At 48.9% G+C, this 18384-nt stretch carries 25 protein-coding genes; 24 read left to right on the top strand and 1 reads right to left on the bottom strand.

The annotated features are described in order from the left end of the window. The 24 genes from H6G96_RS22730 to H6G96_RS22615 all read left to right on the top strand — a co-directional run. Positions 1 to 145: GMC oxidoreductase (locus H6G96_RS22730; protein ID WP_190913604.1), on the top strand; the 145-nt coding region annotated here is incomplete at its 5' end. Then, positions 123 to 563: a salicylate esterase gene (locus tag H6G96_RS22725; RefSeq protein WP_190913602.1), complete on the top strand. Its 441-nt coding sequence runs from the start codon at positions 123 to 125 to the stop codon at positions 561 to 563. The genes H6G96_RS22730 and H6G96_RS22725, both read left to right, overlap by 23 nt. A gap of 113 nt (positions 564 to 676) precedes the next feature. After that, positions 677 to 952, top strand: a complete 276-nt coding sequence (locus H6G96_RS22720; protein ID WP_096553044.1) for a UBP-type zinc finger domain-containing protein — start codon at positions 677 to 679, stop codon at positions 950 to 952. A gap of 70 nt (positions 953 to 1022) precedes the next feature. Next, complete coding sequence (locus H6G96_RS22715) at positions 1023 to 1961, top strand: DUF5996 family protein (RefSeq protein WP_190913600.1); 939 nt, start codon at positions 1023 to 1025, stop codon at positions 1959 to 1961. 159 nt (positions 1962 to 2120) lie between these two features. Continuing rightward, on the top strand, positions 2121 to 2972 hold the full coding sequence (locus H6G96_RS22710) for an SDR family oxidoreductase (protein WP_347242270.1): 852 nt from the start codon (positions 2121 to 2123) through the stop codon (positions 2970 to 2972). Between the two features lie 118 nt (positions 2973 to 3090). Continuing rightward, complete coding sequence (locus H6G96_RS22705; protein ID WP_190913598.1) at positions 3091 to 4128, top strand: NAD(P)-dependent oxidoreductase; 1038 nt, start codon at positions 3091 to 3093, stop codon at positions 4126 to 4128. A gap of 12 nt (positions 4129 to 4140) precedes the next feature. Further along, positions 4141 to 4428, top strand: a complete 288-nt coding sequence (locus H6G96_RS22700; RefSeq protein ID WP_190913596.1) for a hypothetical protein — start codon at positions 4141 to 4143, stop codon at positions 4426 to 4428. 20 nt (positions 4429 to 4448) lie between these two features. Next, complete coding sequence (locus H6G96_RS22695) at positions 4449 to 4826, top strand: hypothetical protein (protein ID WP_190913594.1); 378 nt, start codon at positions 4449 to 4451, stop codon at positions 4824 to 4826. Positions 4827 to 5020: 194 nt separating this feature from the next. After that, the gene (locus H6G96_RS22690; protein WP_190913592.1) at positions 5021 to 5422 is read left to right on the top strand and encodes a RidA family protein; all 402 of its coding nucleotides are present in this window, start codon (positions 5021 to 5023) and stop codon (positions 5420 to 5422) included. Continuing rightward, positions 5419 to 6042 carry an SgcJ/EcaC family oxidoreductase gene (locus H6G96_RS22685; protein ID WP_347242269.1) on the top strand — a complete coding sequence of 208 codons (624 nt, stop codon included), beginning with the start codon at positions 5419 to 5421 and terminating at the stop codon, positions 6040 to 6042. Before H6G96_RS22690 ends, H6G96_RS22685 begins: the two co-directional genes overlap by 4 nt. 194 nt (positions 6043 to 6236) lie before the next feature. Continuing rightward, on the top strand, positions 6237 to 6692 hold the full coding sequence (locus H6G96_RS22680) for a peptidoglycan-binding domain-containing protein (RefSeq protein WP_190913590.1): 456 nt from the start codon (positions 6237 to 6239) through the stop codon (positions 6690 to 6692). After that, positions 6692 to 6979 (top strand): hypothetical protein, encoded by a 288-nt coding sequence (locus H6G96_RS22675; protein WP_190913588.1) that lies wholly within the window; start codon positions 6692 to 6694, stop codon positions 6977 to 6979. The genes H6G96_RS22680 and H6G96_RS22675 overlap by 1 nt, the downstream gene beginning before the upstream one ends. Before the next feature lie 72 nt (positions 6980 to 7051). Then, positions 7052 to 7246: a hypothetical protein gene (locus H6G96_RS22670; protein ID WP_242063371.1), complete on the top strand. Its 195-nt coding sequence runs from the start codon at positions 7052 to 7054 to the stop codon at positions 7244 to 7246. 44 nt (positions 7247 to 7290) lie between these two features. Then, positions 7291 to 9525, top strand: coding sequence for a prolyl oligopeptidase family serine peptidase (locus H6G96_RS22665; RefSeq protein ID WP_199339704.1), 2235 nt, complete (start codon positions 7291 to 7293; stop codon positions 9523 to 9525). A 268-nt stretch (positions 9526 to 9793) separates the two neighbouring features. Then, positions 9794 to 11365 carry an alpha/beta hydrolase gene (locus H6G96_RS22660; RefSeq protein WP_242063370.1) on the top strand — a complete coding sequence of 524 codons (1572 nt, stop codon included), beginning with the start codon at positions 9794 to 9796 and terminating at the stop codon, positions 11363 to 11365. Positions 11366 to 11565: 200 nt separating this feature from the next. Next, complete coding sequence (locus H6G96_RS22655; protein WP_242063369.1) at positions 11566 to 11715, top strand: hypothetical protein; 150 nt, start codon at positions 11566 to 11568, stop codon at positions 11713 to 11715. Further along, positions 11702 to 12196, top strand: coding sequence for an iron uptake porin (locus tag H6G96_RS22650; RefSeq protein ID WP_199339703.1), 495 nt, complete (start codon positions 11702 to 11704; stop codon positions 12194 to 12196). Before H6G96_RS22655 ends, H6G96_RS22650 begins: the two co-directional genes overlap by 14 nt. Positions 12197 to 12230: 34 nt before the next feature. Beyond that, a complete protein-coding gene (locus H6G96_RS40795) occupies positions 12231 to 12950 on the top strand; it encodes a hypothetical protein (RefSeq protein ID WP_199339702.1) in 720 nt (239 codons plus the stop codon). An 18-nt stretch (positions 12951 to 12968) separates the two neighbouring features. After that, positions 12969 to 13415, top strand: coding sequence for a GAF domain-containing protein (locus tag H6G96_RS22640; RefSeq protein ID WP_242063368.1), 447 nt, complete (start codon positions 12969 to 12971; stop codon positions 13413 to 13415). A 52-nt stretch (positions 13416 to 13467) separates the two neighbouring features. Next, positions 13468 to 13758 (top strand): hypothetical protein, encoded by a 291-nt coding sequence (locus H6G96_RS22635; protein ID WP_190913584.1) that lies wholly within the window; start codon positions 13468 to 13470, stop codon positions 13756 to 13758. Between the two features lie 369 nt (positions 13759 to 14127). Further along, on the top strand, positions 14128 to 14364 hold the full coding sequence (locus H6G96_RS22630) for a hypothetical protein (protein ID WP_190913582.1): 237 nt from the start codon (positions 14128 to 14130) through the stop codon (positions 14362 to 14364). A 186-nt stretch (positions 14365 to 14550) separates the two neighbouring features. Continuing rightward, positions 14551 to 14811: an SDR family oxidoreductase gene (locus H6G96_RS22625; RefSeq protein ID WP_190913580.1), complete on the top strand. Its 261-nt coding sequence runs from the start codon at positions 14551 to 14553 to the stop codon at positions 14809 to 14811. Between the two features lie 189 nt (positions 14812 to 15000). Continuing rightward, positions 15001 to 15639 carry an MOSC domain-containing protein gene (locus H6G96_RS22620; protein WP_190913578.1) on the top strand — a complete coding sequence of 213 codons (639 nt, stop codon included), beginning with the start codon at positions 15001 to 15003 and terminating at the stop codon, positions 15637 to 15639. A 119-nt stretch (positions 15640 to 15758) separates the two neighbouring features. Beyond that, the gene (locus H6G96_RS22615; RefSeq protein WP_190913628.1) at positions 15759 to 16223 is read left to right on the top strand and encodes a lipocalin-like domain-containing protein; all 465 of its coding nucleotides are present in this window, start codon (positions 15759 to 15761) and stop codon (positions 16221 to 16223) included. Positions 16224 to 16256: 33 nt separating this feature from the next. On the opposite strand, the gene H6G96_RS22610 is transcribed toward H6G96_RS22615, so the two are convergent. Next, positions 16257 to 17843, bottom strand: coding sequence for a DUF1565 domain-containing protein (locus H6G96_RS22610; RefSeq protein WP_190913576.1), 1587 nt, complete (start codon positions 17841 to 17843; stop codon positions 16257 to 16259). Positions 17844 to 18384 lie beyond the last annotated feature (541 nt).

The following is an 18384-nucleotide window of genomic DNA, read 5'->3' as shown; positions in this document are numbered from 1 at the left end:
CAAGGTACGGGGGATTGAAGGGTTACGAGTTGTTGATGCATCGATTATGCCAACTATGATCACAGGAAACACAAATGCATCGGCAATTATGATTGGAGAAAAGGCTGCCGATTTGATAAAAGTTGGAGCAAAATTGCCTCAATGATGGTGAAAGCCTCAGAAATAGCCTTCTGCCGCATCTTCAAACATTACTCGATGAGCTAGTTAGAGAATCAAACGATCAGATGATGGTTATACCTTTTGAGATGTGGCGAGAAGCGTTTCTCAATGATGCTGACCTCGATTTGGCTCGATCAAGTTACGCACAACTATCCCCCCAAGCGTATCAACCGTGGATTGACAAGCTGGACTTGAGGCAGTTTTACTCGCTGCCCATTCCTAAAAGTTACCTCTACTGTACAGAAGATAATGTCCTCCCTCAAGGCGAACAGTGGGGTTGGCATCCCAGAATGTCTAGCCGCTTGGGACTATTTCGGTTCGTGCAAATGTCCGGTAGTCATGAGGTGATGTTTTCCAACCCGGTCGGCTTGGCAGAAAAGATGATTGCGGCAGGGCGCGACTAGCTGATGGTTGAGATGAACAACAGACAATCGCTTATCCCCGAAACAAGGGCGCTAACCGATCAGAATTTGATCAACTGTTCACCGTTGTCTCCTACCAGGGATACCAAAAAACTATGACCTGCGAACATCTCAACAATCTAACTGTGGAAAACCTGATTTCTAAAGCAGCCTATCCCGTATTTCGTTGTGAAGAGTGCATTAAAATAAATAGCCGCTGGGTACACCTGCGGATTTGCCAAACCTGTGGCAAAATGCTGTGCTGCGATTCTTCTAAGCATCAACACGCTCGTCGTCATTATGAGGCAACCAATCATGCAGTGGTTAGTTCGGCTGAATTGGGAGAGCAGTGGTTATGGTGTTTTGCAGATGAACAGGGAAAAGACTATTGATAGCGATTCTGATTTCATCTAGATTTCCTTCTCATTTCTTCAACATATTCTCCTCATGTGGGTGATTTTCATGGCTGTTTCTAATCAAAGTACTCCCATTGACATCGTTTGGCCCAGTTTGCCCTTAGCAGCTTGGCAGGATACCTATGCAACTCTCCATCTATGGACGCAAATCATCGGTAAAATCCGGTTGGCACTGGCACCTAAACTCAATCACTGGTGGCAATCTACTCTTTATGTCACACCGCGTGGACTAACAACCGCTTCGATCCCTTGCGGAACTTGTAACTTTCAAATTAGCTTTGATTTTCTCGACCACCAACTACAAATCGACACTAGCGACGGCATTACTAAAAGAATTGCACTGGCTCCTCGCTCTGTGGCAGATTTTTACCAAATGGTGCTAACTACATTGAGCGACATCGGCATCGAAGTTCAAATCTGGACAATGCCGCAAGAAGTGTCAGAACCAATCCCGTTCGATCAGGACTATCAACACGCAGCTTATGATCCGGAATATGCACAACGGTTCTGGCGAATTCTTGTGCAAGTCGATCGGGTCATGACCTTATTCCGTTCCCAGTTTATTGGTAAATCCAGCCCTGTACATTTTTTTTGGGGCAGCTTTGATCTTGCTGTGACTCGTTTCTCTGGTCGTCGTGCGCCAGAACACCCAGGGGGAGTTCCGAATATGGCAGATTGGGTCACACGAGAAGCCTATTCACACGAAGTCAGTAGCTGTGGTTTTTGGCCAGGGGGTGGGTCAATGGTGGAGCCTGTTTTTTACGCTTATGCTTACCCGACGCCGTCAGGGTTCCATGATTACCCGATCCAACCCACAGAAGCTTTTTACAGCTCAGAGATGCAAGAGTTTATCCTACCCTATGAAGCCGTGAGACAAACTGAAGATCCAGATGCAATGCTCCTTGCTTTTTTCCAAAGCACCTATGAAGCAGCAGCCAATTTAGGACATTGGGATCGAGTTGCGCTGGAGCATACTCAAAGTTGAGTGTTGGAACTTACTAAACTCCAAGTTGGCTAAAACAAAGACAACTTGAATAGAGGAGAAATTCAAATGTCAGACAAAAATAAAGCCATCTTAGAAAAGGCAAACGTGGCGATCGCCCAAGGCAACAAGGTCAATCTTGATTGAAACAGGAGAAACAGAATGATACTGCAAGATAAAGTGGCGTTAGTTACGGGAGGCACATCGGGAATTGGCAGAGCAACCGCGTTAGCGAAGCTTAACGAAGTTATCGCATTCGGTGCTGCTGGAGCAAAGGTAGTATTCTCAGGCAGACGCGATGCAGAAGGTGAAAAAACTGCCAAACTAATCCGTGAAACAGGTGCTGAATGTTTATATGTCCATTCAGATGCCTCAAAAGAGGAAGATATCAAAACGTCAGTGCTTCATACGGTTGCAACCTATGGGCGACTCGACTATGCCTTCAATAATGCAGGCAGTGACGCTTCTTTTAAGCCTCTGCATGAACAATTAATTGAAGATTTTGACAACCTGATGGCAATCAATGTTCGGGGACTGTTTTTGTGCATGAAGTACGAAATTCAGCAAATGCTGTCTCAAGGATCTGGTGTGATCGTGAACAATTCGTCAACGAGTGGTCTCGTTGCGTTTCCGGAGACTTCTCTTTATGTCGCCAGCAAACATGCAGTAATGGGGCTGACGAGATCGGCAGCTCTGGACTATGCCAAACAAGGTATTCGGATCAATGCCATCAATCCTGGTCCGATTGCGACTGACTTCATGGCTCGTGCCGCCGAGCAGTGGAGTATCCCGTCCGATGAACTCGGGTCTATGGTTCCAATGGGTCGGATCGGTCAGGCAGCAGAAATTGCTCAAGCTGTGGTGTTTCTCTGCTCCGACGCTGCCAGCTACATCACTGGGCAACCCAAGCGCGATCGATGGTGGATATACAGCAGGCTAAATCGCGATCTTGGCAGATATCTTTTTGCGATCGCAGTTCCGGATAGGTGGTCTCTAAGCAATTTGCTGGAATGACCTCGAAACAGGTTCACTATCGCTGAAAGAAGCACCATCAGAATCTGAAAGAAACTGAGTGTTGGAAGTCATCACACTCAAGTAAATGCAACTGGTTTCATAACAAGAGGTAAAAATCATGATACTTGAAAATAAGGTAGCTTTAGGACAGGTACTTTTTGCCGGAGGATCGGGCTTCGTGGGGCGCACTGCCGTCAGGTGGTTCCGCGAGAGGCACCCCAGCGTTCGAGTGCTCATCGGAGGACGGAACCTGCAATCGGCAGGTGAAGTCGCCCAGGAGGTGGGCGCTGCCGAAGCTGTTGCCATAGATCTCGATAAGCCCCGCTTGGGTCTCAGTGATGATGTCACAGTCGCTGCTGTGGTCATGTTGGCTCCCGAAGCCGGACTCAAAGGACTGAGCTACGCGCAGGACTTGGGCATCCCTTACCTGAACATCAACGCTGCCCTCACCGAAATTGGATCTGAGTTGGCGATGTTCGCGCATCGTGCGACCGCAGCACCCGTCGTGCTCGCCAGTCACTGGATGGCTGGTGCGGCTGTGTTTCTGGCACTCAACAGTGTCAAAGGCTTCGAGGTCATCCACTCCATCCAGATCGGAGCAATCCTCGACGAGAATGATCCAGCAGGTCCAGCGTCGCTCGAAGATATGGAGCGGGTACACGGGGCTGCTCCCCCCGCAATGGTATTCGAGGGTGGGCGGCGCTTATGGCTGTCTGGCGACGCAGCAAAGGGCAAGATCGAATCAATTGACGGTCGCTTACTTGATGCCACCGCATTTTCAACGTTCGATATCGCTAGCCTCCATGCTGCCACTGGGGCACCGAATGTACGTTTCGACCTAGTGACTGACGAATCATCCAGTCGCCACCGGGGCAGTGAGGCAGCGACCGAGATCGTCGTCGAAATTGAGGGCGAAGCCGATGGTCGAACGCAGCGTTCGCGATCAATGCTGGAGTTCAAGCGTGGCGCAGCCTCACTAACGGGTCTGAGCGTCGTTCTTTCTCTCGTGTCGGTATTGGGACTGAATGACCGCGCTCCTGCCCGCCCTGGGCTTTACCTACCCGAACTGCTCTCGGATACCGAATGGTTTCTGAATGAACTTCGCAGTGCGGGAGCGACTATCTACGAAGACTCTAAGTCAGCTCTACAGTTTTAAGGCGGTGGAAAAATGATTAAATGCAAAGATTTTGCGCCTCGCATTACTGAACAGAAACCCTTCGGCGGAGCTTCCAAGTATGAATCTTTCTCGGAGGTTGTGAGTGCTGTCAATCAGTGGATCGAAAATACAACGACACAGGCGATCAATGTTGAAACTGTCGTTTTACCCGATCGGATAGGAGGCACAAGTGATGATGTCCACGGAGTGACAGTCAGTAATGGTTTCCACCCAGTGATGATCGGTCAGGGCATTACAATCAATTGCTTTCAATGTGGGCGTGTCTGGTACAGAGAATAAGCTTCACCGGAGAAGAAATAATGAAACGATTTACCTTGTTTACTTTTCTGTACCTCGCGCTCGGAGTTTGTCTGAGTGCGATCGCACTTGGATACCCAAACCTGCCTTCGGATCTTCAAAGAAGCTTGTTCTTCAGTGCAGGAACCTCCTACATTTTTTGTCTCCTCAGCACATTCCCATTTTGGCGCGAGAGGACGATCCGCTTCTATCGCAGACGGAATTCACCGGTAATTCTACCCTGGTTGGTGATTGGATACTATATTGTTGGGATGATCTGGGAGGTTCAGAGCCAGAACTGGACGATGGAAGCCATTTTAGGAGCGTTTTCGCGGCTAATATTTGTCTTACCGCTTGTAGAAATCATTGTGATTACATGGCAAGTGAATTCTGAACATTAGGGTCTAAATCGAATGGCACTAAGTTAAGACACAGCCCTTGCCCTGACTGGTTCCCAGCCTGGAAGCTGGGAACCCATTCTGGGAGGCTCTGCCTCCTCTTTCTTGACGAGAGGCAGGGTCTAACTCGGATGATGCCGAAACAAACTCGTTTCAGCAACGCGAGATAGAGTCAAACGTACTACATGAGGAACACCATGAATAAGCCCAAGTTTTTTGTTACCCCTGGTTATGGGGAATATCTGTTGAATCAATTGCATTACTCGCAAGCGGTAAAAATTGACAATCGAGTGGAGATATCAGGGCAAGGCGGCTGGGATGACAATCTGCAAATTACCGAATCGCTTGCAGACGAGATTGCTCAGGCGTTCCGGAACGTCGAGCGAACCTTGGCGACGGCTGGTGCGGGTTGGGAGCATGTGGTTCACGTTAATTCTTACCATGTTGGCGGGTTCCCCCCGGAGGTTAACGAAGTGATGTCCAAGCTATTTCGTCATTATATGCCCAACCATGCTCCAATCTGGACACAGGTAGGAGTCGCGGTGCTTGGACTACCCACGATGCGGATTGAAATTCGCGTGACTGCAATTGTTCCGTGAGTTTTGCAAGCGTTAATAACACAATTTATGCTGCTCGAAAACTGGTCTATCACTTAAAAGGAGAACTCAAGACTGTGAATTCACAAACAGCTCAAACCACCACTAATGCTGACGAGTCGGCAATCCGTGCTTTCCTTTACCAGATGATTGATGCTTGGAATCGAGGTAGCGGGGAAGACTTTGCTGCCCCGTTCAGCAAAACTGCCGATTTCCTCACGTTCGAGGGCACACATCTCAAGGGTCGAAAAGAAATCGCTGCATTTCATCAGCAAGCTTTTGACACGGTTGTCAAAGGAACACGCCTGGAGGGTGAGGTGAATTTTGTCCGCTTCGTGAACTCGCAACTCGCGCTCATGCACGTAGTTATCAGGGTAATACTGCCCGGACAAACTGAAACTTCACCGTCACGAGATTCGCTACCGCTATACGTCGTAACGAAATGCGACGAGGGTTGGCGGATCGAAGGGTTGCTCAATACCCGGAAGTTAACGCTAGAACGTCAATTCTTCTTAGACGACTTTGACTCCCTGAGTGCAGAGGCTCAACGTCAAGTGACCGACCTCGTTGCAGGTCTTAAAGCGAGTGGAGTAATCACTCCGACGCAAATTGATGCGAAATAAATCCAATTCGCAATTCGCAATGACGCTCGAAGACTCGCTAACGCTGCGCTAACGCAATTCGCAATTAAACTCAGCCACCCACGAGGGGTGGGGTTTTTACCTACCTTGAGATACAAGGATTTTTTCGCCCACAAGGGGCAAGTTTTGAACCTTTACTTTTTTTGATAAAACCAATCTCCATCAGGAGGACAATCATGAAACTTCAACTCATTTTCGGAGTACTAACGATCGCAACAGCATTGCTCGGAGGTTCATTCACTCATCCCGTGATCGCACACCGCATTCCTCCACAACAAACCTCCCCCATTCTGATCGCCACTGCCTACACTGATTTAACTTTACCTACTTTGCGCCAAGGCGATCGCGGCAGAGACGTGCAATTGTTACAGCGCATCCTTCAAGACAATGGCTTTTTAGGAGCCGCAGGTGTGAGGTTAGGCAATCCAAGAGGGGCGATCGTCGATGGCACCTTTGGTGCGGTAACAGTGTCTGCGGTACGCGATCTCCAGAGACGATACAGAATCCCAGTTACAGGGCGAGTCAATCCAACCACCTGGGAAGTCCTGGATATGCACGAAAACCCCTATCGTTCCCCGCTTCCCTGGAAACAACAGAACATTACACAACCACAAGCCACAGGAGATTTCTAATGAACCGAAAGATTCTTCCAACCAAAATCACAACCACAATCGCAATCACAATTCTGTTCGGCGTACTCCTACTGTTCAATTTTCCATCCCTGGCTCAAGTCAGTTCACAAGTGATTCCCAGAATCGAAGTGCTCGAAAGTTCTGAAGGGATTCCACCCAGCTACCGTTTAGTCATTAGCCGATCTCAGGACAATGTTTATGTCTTCTGTCCGACTGATTTCGAGCCACAGTTGGACTATCTGCGAAATGTGAAGGCGATTCAATGTAAGCCGTTTACCAGTCCCTAGAAGTAAACCAGTGAGGGGCAACAGCATAACAACTCACACCACTTTTTTGCTTTGAACAGAGGAGAGATTCAGATGTCAGAGAACAATAAAGCAATTTTAGAAGCGGCAAACGTGGCGATCGCCCAAGGCAACAATGAAGGATTCTTGTCGTACTGCGCCGACGACACGCATCGGACGTTTGTAGGCGACAAGACTCTTAAAGGAAAAGAAGCTGTTCGCCAATGGATGGCAACGACATACATAGAGCCGCCAAATTCTATCGTTTAACCCAGGTAGTTACGGTCAAGCATTCTGTTAAATAGGTCAATGACATGTTCAAAACTGCAAAATCACGACAAGAAATACTAGAGTTCAATCTCTTTGGATTTCGACTCTCATTTCAAAAGATAAAGATACCGATGCGCCGCGCAACCCTTTTCGCGACCGCGCTACTCTTTACCACCCATTTCGCCTCCGCCTGCACGGAGTCCACAGCAATGTCACCTACAATCACCTATCCTGAAACCAAGCGAGTCGATGTCGTCGAGCAACATTTCGGACAGACGATCGCTGACCCCTATCGCTGGCTGGAAAACGATGTCCGCAATGACAAAGAAGTCGCCGCTTGGGTCGAATCGCAGAACAAAGTCACCAACGCTTATCTCAATACGCTGCCGGGTCGAGATATCTTCAAGAACCGACTGAAACAGTTGTACAACTATGAGCGGTTCAGCATTCCGGTCAAAAAGGGGGGACGGTATTTTTACCTCCATAATTCCGGACTTCAGAACCAGCAGGTTCTTTATGTCCGCGACAGCGTGGATAGCGCAGGGCGCGTGCTGATCGATCCCAACAGTTGGGCAGAGGACGGGGCGACCGCACTTGCCGAGTGGTCAGCTTCTGATGATGGCAAGCGCGTGGCTTATGCGGTGCAGGATGGCGGTACCGACTGGCGCACGATTCGGGTACTGGACGTGAACACAGGCAAGGTACTCGACGATCAGGTCAAATGGGTGAGATTCACCAGCATCATCCCATGGACGAAGGACGGATCTGGCTTTTTCTACGCCCGTTACCCTGAACCGAAGCAGGGCACCGAATCGCAAGCAAGCGTAGCCAACCATGCCGTCTATTTTCACGCGATCGGCACCCCCCAGGCGCAAGATCGACTGGTCTATACAAACCCGGATCAGCCGAATATGCTGCATACCTTGAGTATCACCGAAGACGGGGGTTATCTCGCGATCGCTTCCTCGCCCATTTCAGCGACCAATACACTGACCGTGGTGGATCTCCAGAGCGCTGATTGGAAGCCTCGCAAGCTGGTTGATAATCTCGATAATCAATGGGGTGTCGTCGGCAATGTGGGGACAAAGTTCTTCCTCATGACTAGCCAGGACGCGCCGCGCTTCAAGGTCGTGACGATGGACATCGCCGCTGCTGACCCAGCGATCAGGGATGTAGTGCCGGAGCAGGATTCGGTTCTGCTCAATCCGTCGCTGGTCGCTGGACGGTTGCTGATCTCCTATCTGGCTGACGTGAAGACAGAAATTCGACGCTACACGCTCGATGGCAAGGCTGATGGTGTGGTGAAGCTGCCCGGTATCGGCACCGCTGGCGGTTTTAAGGGTAAACAGAGCGACCCGGAAACCTTCTTCGGCTTCACCAGCTTTAACGCTCCGGGCGTAATCTATCGATATGATGTCGCCAGCAACACGGCGCGGGTGTGGGCACAACCCAAGGTTGCGATCGATCTCAGTCAGATCGCAGTCGAACAGCGTTTCTATACGTCAAAGGATGGCACCCGTGTCCCGATGTTTATCGTCCGACGCAAGGATGTGACCCGTTCGGCACCAACGCTGCTCTATGCCTATGGGGGATTTGGAATCCCCATACTTCCTGAGTTCTTGCCAGCGCCGCTGGGGTGGGTCGAACAGGGCGGAGTGTACGCTGTTGCTAACATTCGCGGCGGCTCCGAATATGGCAAGGCATGGCACGAAGCGGGTCGTCGTCAGAACAAGCAAAATGTCTTCGACGATTTCATCGCGGCGGGCGAGTATCTCAAGGCGCAAGGAATCACGCCCCAAGACGGCTTGGCGATTCAGGGTGGATCGAATGGCGGACTCCTGATCGGCGCAGTGGTCAATCAGCGACCGGATCTGTTCGCCGCCGCGCTGCCCCAGGTTGGGGTCATGGACATGCTCCGCTTCGACCAGTTCACGAGCGGAAAAACATGGCTAGACGAATATGGGTCTCCGGCACGGGAAGCGGATTTCCGTAACCTCTTGAGCTATTCGCCTTATCACAACATCGAGTCTGGCAAGGCATATCCCGCGATCCTTGCCACCACTGCCGACACAGACGATCGCGTGGTGCCAGGGCACACCTTCAAATATGTCGCTGCGCTCCAGGCGGTGGATATCGGTGACAAGCCCCACCTTGCCCGCATTGAGACGCGCGCGGGACATGGAGCGGGCAAGCCCACGGACAAGATCATTGAGGAAACGGCGGATATGTGGGCTTTTGCCGCTCATTGGACGGGGCTGGATGTGAAGCTAGCGAAGTGATCGCGTCAAACAAATCAACATACGTCGAACTAATCGAGGAAGCGTAACGCCTCACACCACCCTATTTCCGTCAATGCATAAGTTCTAACAAACTAATTTACAGTCTGCGCTTTGGTGGGGTCATCGATGACCCCGTTAATACCTGAACCCATCAACAACTAGCTCGAAGGAGTTTATCCCCATGTCTCACATTTCTTCTAACCACAAGCAAAATCGTGGCCTACCCACGCACGCCTCAGAGCCAACGGTTCCCGCTAAGAGGAGAACCATGCTTGCTCACAAGCCCCACATCCGAAGCTCGTTAATGATTGGGGCGGTGATACTGGTTCTTAGTGCCTGCGGCCAGCCCATATTCGGGCACCCGTCAAATCCGGGGGAGATCCCGGTAGAATTAGAACGATTTTACGACCAGAAGCTGACCTTCGGCTCGTGCGAGGGCTATGCCACCACGGATGCCGACGCTAAGAACTTCGCCAACGACACCTTCGAATGCGCCCGGCTTGAGGTGCCGCTCGACTACCAGAACCCCCTCGGGCGAACCGCGCAGATTGCACTGCTGCGCGTACCGGCAAAGGGCAAGCCGAGCAAACGAATCGGCTCCCTGCTGCTCAACCCAGGCGGCCCCGGCGCCTCTGGGATGAGCTACGCCCCCCTGGTGGCGACTACCTTAGGTGAGCACCCGATCACCGAGCGGTTCGACCTGATCGGGTTCGACCCACGCGGGGTTGCGGCCTCAACACCAGCCCTAGACTGCTTCACCGATGCCGAACGAGAGGCCAACTTGTTGGTCAACTCGATCAACTCCGGGGGCAAGGACTACACCGACCACCAGACCCGTCAGTTGTACCAAAAATGCGCCGAGCGTTCCGGCGGTGAGGACGTGCTGGCTCACGTCGGTACGCGCGATGTCGCCCGCGACATGGACGTACTCCGCGCGGTGCTCGGCGATGACAAGCTCTCCTTTTTCGGCGCCAGCTACGGTACCCGGCTCGGCGCGATCTACGCCGAAACCTTCCCGCAGAATGTGCGGGCCATGGTGCTCGACGGCGCGGTCGACCCCACCACCGGCACCACCGAGCGTCGCCTCGTCCAGTCCGCGGGTTTCCAGCGTGCCTTCGACAACATGGCGGCCTTCTGCGCTAAAACCCCGACTTGTCCGCTCGGCACCGATCCCAAGCAAGCTAGCGCCGCCTTCCAGCAGATCGTGCGGCCACTGATTGATAAACCGATCATTACCGCAGACGGACGCAAGGTCACTTACACCGCCGTAATTGACGGCGTGAGCACTGGGCTTTATAACGATCTGAGCTGGCGTGCAGTGATCCAAGGCATCACCGAACTCAAGGCCGGAAGCGGTAGTAAACCCCTGCTGTTCTTGAGAGACTGGAGCAGCCAGCGCAATGCCGACGGTAGCTACGGCAATGGCAACGAGTCCCTGGTGGCCATTAACTGCCTCGACGAGGAACGCCACGCGCCCGAGCAGGAGAGCGCGATGACGCGCGACATTTTCAAGGTCGCACCGTTTCTGGACACTGGCCGACCCGTCAACGCCCGCGACCTCTGTGAGCATTGGCGCGTGAAACCCACCCTCGGCTACCCCTACGCCCAGAACATCAAAGGACTCCCTAAAACCTTGGTCGTGTCGGTCACCCGCGATCCGGGCACCCCGCACGAGGGCGGCATCAGCCTCGCCAAGACGCTCGGCGCGAGCCTGCTGACCGTCGAGGGCGAACGGCACGGTGTAGCCCTCACCGCCGGCAATGCGTGTATCAACAACATCGTCGCCGACTACCTCATTGGTCTCAAAATCCCCGCAGACGGCGCTCGCTGCGTCTTTTAGGTGCGTTGGGACACTGAAGCGCGTTAGCAAAGCTTACCGAAGGTATCGTCTTAACTTGGTGCTTCACTAATGGATCTTGAGTGGTGCAATTTGGATTAGTATAGCACACTGAGTCCATCTCGCAACAGCTTACGCCATAAGCTATTTAGAGCATTCTGCAATTCCTTATTTCTAATAACTCAAATTAGGATCAATAACTCATGTCTACATTCAAGTACAATCGGTTAGACAAAAATAATGCTGCGGTGCTGCTGGTCGATCACCAAACTGGACTGTTCTCACTTGTGCGTGATATTGGTGCAGCCGACTTCAAAAATAATGTGTTAGCACTGGCAAGTGCAGCCAAATAATGAGAAAGGCTCCAGGGGTAAGGTCGGTGATCATATCATTTTTAGCGCTCGCCTGCGGTTGATATTTAACACCAGTTTTACGGGGCAAGATTTACTGAGAATTCGATTTCAGGCTGGCAATATTCCCAACTTTAGGGAAGCCACAGGCACAAATATGGCTCGCCTCAGTTTTGATAGTGATACAGGTAATCAGTTAATTCTCAATCAACTCTATTATCAATTTTCCATCGGGTCTGCTGTTAAGGTGAGTGCGATCGCTCAAGGTACGTTATTTGATGTGGTCGATACGATTAACCCTCTATTGGGAAGTGATAGCAGAGGTTCTATTTCTGCATTTGGGATTCGCAGCCCTATCTATCGTGAAGAAACAGGTGGAACTCACTTATGTGATCATGCCGCGCCTAACACAATTATTTCGCAAATGGCTGTATCCCATTCCCTAAAATGCTGCCTCATGTGTGAGGTAAATTATTTGCAGTAGTAATAGCTGCGATCAACGCATTGAGATTCCAGCGATGCCTGCGGTGGGCTACGCCTACGGGATACCGAATCCCATTAATAAACAAAGCTGGGGTAGCCGTTACTCCGCTTTGGATGCCACTTTCGATATCTTGATTGATGCGCTCCTGACTTTTCGCGGTAAGTTCTCAAACCGCGAAACAACGTGGCTTTTAGCGTTGCTGAATCACGATATGAATTGTGCGATCGCCTTATCCTCGCTGCTTTCCATTTTTACGGATATGATTAGAATTACAACGTGGACATTCCATACAGCTTGGCTGAGTTGTGTTAGTACCAACCAAGAAAAGATGCAAAAATGGGCAGAATACACCCCAATAAATTATCTGCATAAATTTCATCTAGTCGAGGCAGAGAAAGCGCGAGTCTTAGGGCAATTTCTTGAGGCTGAAGAGTTTTATGAACGAGCGATCGCAGGTGCTGCTGAAAATGAGTTTATCCAAGAAGAAGCATTGGCTTATGAATTAGCGGCTAAACATTATCTAGCGCGAGGTCGAGAAAAAATTGCTCAAACTTACATGAAAGAGGCGCACTATTGCTACGATCGCTGGGGCGCAAAAGCTAAAGTTAAAGACTTAGAAAAACGCTATCCACAACTACTCAATTTCAACTTGATTCGGCAATCAAATTCAACTTTGACCGAGGCAACGATCAGTCATTCGACTGCGGCGATCGATTTGGCTGCGGTGATGAAAGCGGCTCAAGCCCTGTCATAAATCATCCATCTCGATCAATTGATTGCCACGTTGATGCAGGTGGTGATAGAAAATGCCGGAGCCGAAACTGGCGCTCTGATTCTCTTGGAAGACGATCGGCTCACTGTGGTGGCTCAGTGCAGTGGGAGTAGACAGTGCCACATGGAAAAGCTCACTGTTACTGGCTGTGCAACGATTCCTGTCTCCGTCATTGACTCGGTAGAACGCACTCAAGAAACTCTGGTGTTTGATGATGCAGTCAACGAACCGTCTTTTTTGAATGATCTTTATATTCAACACCAACAGACGCGATCGCTCCTCTGTATGCCAATTCTCAAACAAAGTCAGCTCATTGGCATTCTTTATCTGGAAAACAATCTCAGTACCGGAGTGTTCACCAGCGATCGCTTGCAAGTTCTCAAACTGTTGATGGCTCAGGCAGCGATTTCACTAGAAAAGAAAATGCTCGGTTGTATGAACGGTTAGAAGATTATTCCGAAACACTGGAACGGAAAGTAGAAGCGCGAACTCACCGTATTTGAAACCATCATTCCAGACATCGAAACCTCTGGACGCAGTGCAGATACAAAAACGAAATGGCACGCTATTTTGGGGACTTTACTTCTTTCATCTGAATACAGTCGATGGATACATGGAATGTCTAATTGCAGATATTAGCGATGTCTACGACGAGCTTCGCTTACGCAAACAAGCAGAAGCCGCTCTACAAAATAGTGAAGAACGGCTGCGCCTGGCACTAATGAACTTGTTCAGTACGAAAGCCAGGAACAACAATGTAATAATAAATCTCTCGAACCGTTATGGTTAAAGGTAAAGCATGAAATTCATCTTTACTTAATCCTTGCGGACATTTTTTAGGCTTATACCAAGTTACTAACTTGTCACAACTCCCAATAATTTTGCCTTTAGGCATCGTGGTTTTTCGGGCTTGGTGTTTCCTAAAAACTGCATCACTATTTAGATTTTTAATAGAAATCAAATCGGCATAAGCGCAAAATGCTCTATCTCCCAAAAGGATATCTAATGGATTAAGAAACTGATATAACTTCCTAGCTAATTTTATATCATGCGTGTTCAGAACATCTATGCATAGTGCTTCTTCGGCTCCAGTAGCTAAACTGAATATTACACCGATTTTCGCAATTGGGAATCCACATCCAGATGCTTGAGTAGAAGGTTGAGGATAAACTTTGCTGGTTCTCTACAGTGTCAGGCACAGCGATGGCGTACCCGCCATGAGTCGGTAGTGATGCAGTTCACCGGAAGCAAAGCGTACTCTCAACGTTCATTCTGCGAGCGATGGCTACGGCGGCAAGCTACGCAGGCATTGCATCCTAAACTTTCACCTCTTCCATCCCAAGACTTTCATTCATTCTTCAATAACTTTAAAATCTGTAGCACTTATCCTGCATAGCTTAGAGCTTTTCTTAGTGCCATTCCATTCACAAATATCTCGTGAACCCGCCCCTACCGTTTTGTGAGAAATGCGGGCTTAGTACACAGTTGGTTATCCGTTCCACCTTCAACCTTTGTCTGAAGCTAAAGTTAGCAAAAATCACTGCTTATATCCATTACCAAAATCGTGGAGAAGTTCACCACCATGAATGCAAATAATTGCATCATCAACCAGCCCAGTTTGTATTCAGTGCTTGGCGTAGTTCCTACTCCCGGTTACAATCTGATGGGATTGAGTGAGGAACAGGTGCAAGGATTTGTGGCAAGCCAGGTTGACACTATCCCCCTTGGGCGGGTGGGTAGACCAGACGAAATCGTTAAGGCGGTTGTTTTGCTTGCCTCGGATGATAGTAGCTTTGTCAACGGCATCGAACTGTTCGTTGATGATGGTATGGCACAAATTTGAATGTGCTTGCAGAGGACGCAATGTCCAGCACCAGCGCAAAGGCACACGGCAACATTTTTCTTTTCCGGTCATGGGTCGCCTCCACAGTGCCAAACAAATCGTGACTGCAAAATCTAACAGGGGTTTGAACAACATCTCCTGGTTTTGCGGGGAACTAATCGAATACAGTCCAAAACTTTGGAGCTAAAGATGAAACTCATCTCTGTCAACGTAGGATTTCCACGTGAAGTAACCTGGAAAGGGAAAACAGTTAGCACTGGAATTTTCAAGGAGCCAGTTAGCGATCGCTTGATGGTGCGATCGCTTAATTTAGAAGGTGATGGGCAAGCTGATCTCACCGTTCATGGCGGAGCAGACAAAGCAGTTTATGTCTATCCGTTTGAGCATTACGATTACTGGCGAGGTGAATTGCCTGACACAGAGCTATCACTGGGCATCTTTGGTGAAAATTTCACGACCACTGGGCTGAGAGAAGAGGAAGTGAACATTGGCGATCATTTTCAGATTGGCACAGTGAAACTGATGGTGACACAACCTCGCCTACCCTGCTACAAACTTGGGATTCGGTTTGGACGACCTGATATGGTTAAACGATTTCTCGCCAGTCGTCGAACCGGATTTTACTTCCGTGTTTTGCAAGAGGGCGAAGTTGGAGCCGGAGACATTTTAGAGTTGGTAAGCCGGGACGATAACAACGTCACTGTTGCCGATATCACTCAACTTTATGTGCGTGCGGAAGATAATCCAGAATTACTTCACCGTGCTGCTCAACTTGAAGCTTTACCCGAAAGTTGGCGTGATTATTTCCAGCAGCAAGTAGGTAAGTGACAACTCTCGACACAAACTCAAGACGCAAAATCAAAGTAAACCGTTTTAGACGACCGAGTTTGATTTTGTGTTGAAACCCGTTACTTTAGCAGAAACTTATGAAGCAACGGCTAAACATTATGTCTACACCATCGATTCAGAATAACCCGCTCATTGGCATTTGGAAGTTAATTTCTGCAACTGCTATTCACGCCGACGGAACAGTGGCTCCAGAGGTGTATGGAAAAAATCCAGTTGGCTACATCACTTACACTTTGGATGGTCACATGATGGTGATGTTTGCCAGGAGCGATCGCTCACCGTTGAGTCAAGAGGTTCAATCGCCGCTAAGTTCACAGATGCAATCTCTACCCGTTGAAGAGCTTGCTCAAGCATTCACGACATTCAATGCTTATGCTGGAACTTATACACTGAATGGCAACACAGTGAATCACCAGATCGAAATTGCATCGATTCCTAATCGGGTCGGTACAACGTTAGTTCGCACTTTTACCCTGAGTGAGAGCCAAATGACACTCTTGACAACGCCAGTTTTAAGTGATGGTGTTGAGCAAGTTTTTGAGTTGGTGTGGGAGCGTGTTTAATTAGTAAAAATTCAGATAATCTGATTTTACCAATTAAGCAGTCACAATATAAGGCAAGTTAATCGCCGCTACACGACCAGCGTCTACCAGGGCTTGGTATACCATCACCGCTACCTCAGCACGTGTAGCATCGCGGGTAGGATTGAGTTGTTTAAGGTTCGGGTAATTGACGATAATCCCCTTGTTTATAGCTTTTACTACCTCATCCTTGGCATAATCAGGAATCTTTGCTTGGTCATCGAAAGTTTTGATGGATGCTGTACCATCAGCAGATAACCCCAATCCATTCACCAAGGAGACAATCACTTGCACGCGTTGAATATTTTTGTTAGGAGCAAAGGTATTGTCAGGAAAACCAGAGAGAAATGAACCTTGATATGCTTGCTGAATTACTGTCGATGCCCAGAAGCCTGCTGGTACATCTTTGAATTTGACCACAGGGCGGTTTGGCGGTGGGTTGAAAGCTTTTACCAGTAATGCGGCGTATTGCGCCCGCGTCATTGTAGCATCCGGTTTAAATGTGCGATCGGGAAAACCATTAACTATTCCCAATTTAACTAATTCCCGAATAAACCCACCTGCCCAATGATTCGTAATATCGGTTAATTCGATAGTGGGTGTTGGTGACGGAGTGGGAATGGGCGTAGGTGTCGGAGTAGGACTAGGCGTAGGTGTCGGAGCAGGAGTGGGCGTAGGCGTAGGTATCGGAGCAGGAGTAGGCGTAGGAGTGGGAGTAGGGGTAGGTGTCGGAGAACTATCTGCAAACTCTACGTTTCCCGTGACTTTAGACGCATTTATTTTATTTCCCGCAGAAACCAGCTTGTTGGAACTGGCATTTTGCAAATCAAATTTACCGTTATTTTGTAGAGTATTGCCGCCTGGATTATTGGTACTGCCGATATCCGGTAGGGCAGTTCCAATTACTGTGATGCCATCGTCAGTGTTATTTTCACAGACATTGTTACGCAAAACAGGACGAGCGCTGCCAGAGATAACAATTCCAGAACGGTTTTCGTAAACTTTATTATCTCGAAGTAGGGGTGATGCAGTATCACTAACGGCAATACCAAAACCTGTTTTGGAGAAGGTATTATCTTGAATTTGACCTTTGGAATTTTTAGCGATCGCAATTCCATTGGCTGCATTCTCACTGAACACATTACCTAGAATAACTGGGTTAGCATCGCCTGTAGCAAAAACTCCCTCCCGCTTACAGTTTTTGAAGGTGCTATTAGCAACAGTAGGAGCAGTTGATTCAACCCAGACACCACTACCACGACTAGCCAAATTTGTTACAGTCACTCCGCGGACTTCGGCTTTATCCAGCAATACAAACGTGACATTCTGAGCAGCAAAAGTACGGCTCAGATAGCTACCACTCCCTTCAATCAAAATACCATTGCCTTTATTGGTTTCATTACCTACTACTGTCACACCAGATGGAACCGTTATTGGAAAGACTTCACCGCTAGCAGCATTATAATTACCTTCTGCTAGTTGAATCTTGGTGTTATCTGTAGATACCTTAAGAGCTTGCGTAATAGTTCTGAATGGGGCTTGTTGGCTACCAAGGTTGGTATCTTTACCTGATACTGAATTTACATAAAAAGTCTGAGCCATATTATACTTCCAAAAAATACATAGCTATCTTAGCGCTAACCATGAAAGTAGGTAGCGTTTAATGCATTAAGTAACTTAAAGTACTTTTCACTGCAAGGTTAAAAATTTATGCAAATGCTTTTAGGGTTCACTAGTACTCGACCAACCCAAAATTGCTGAGTGCTGAGTTCTGAGGTGAATACACAAGATTTCAATACTAATTTAATGTAAAGCTGCACTAAATGAGTAATATCATGTCCGCATAATTAGTTACGATTCCCATAGTCATTGCACCCCACCCCCAACCCCTCCCCGCTTGCGGGGAGGGGAGACAAAGCGTAGCTTTGGCGGGGTGGGGTTCTTCGGGTTTAATAAGCAATCAACCGGACATGATATAACTCTCTATTCTTGGCGCTCTTCTCTAACGAGACGCTGCGCGTTGGCAGAGCCTCTCGTAGAGAAGGCGGTTCGTTTAATATTCTGTGCATCTTTCACACAGAATTGGTATAAGCACAGAGACAAGAGGTTAAAATAATTCGTAGTAAAGAATTCTTCACTACGA

It is taken from the genome of Nostoc sp. FACHB-892 (genome assembly GCF_014698795.1).
GTDB lineage: Bacteria > Cyanobacteriota > Cyanobacteriia > Cyanobacteriales > Nostocaceae > Nostoc.
This window is presented reverse-complemented; position numbering and strand designations above follow the sequence as displayed.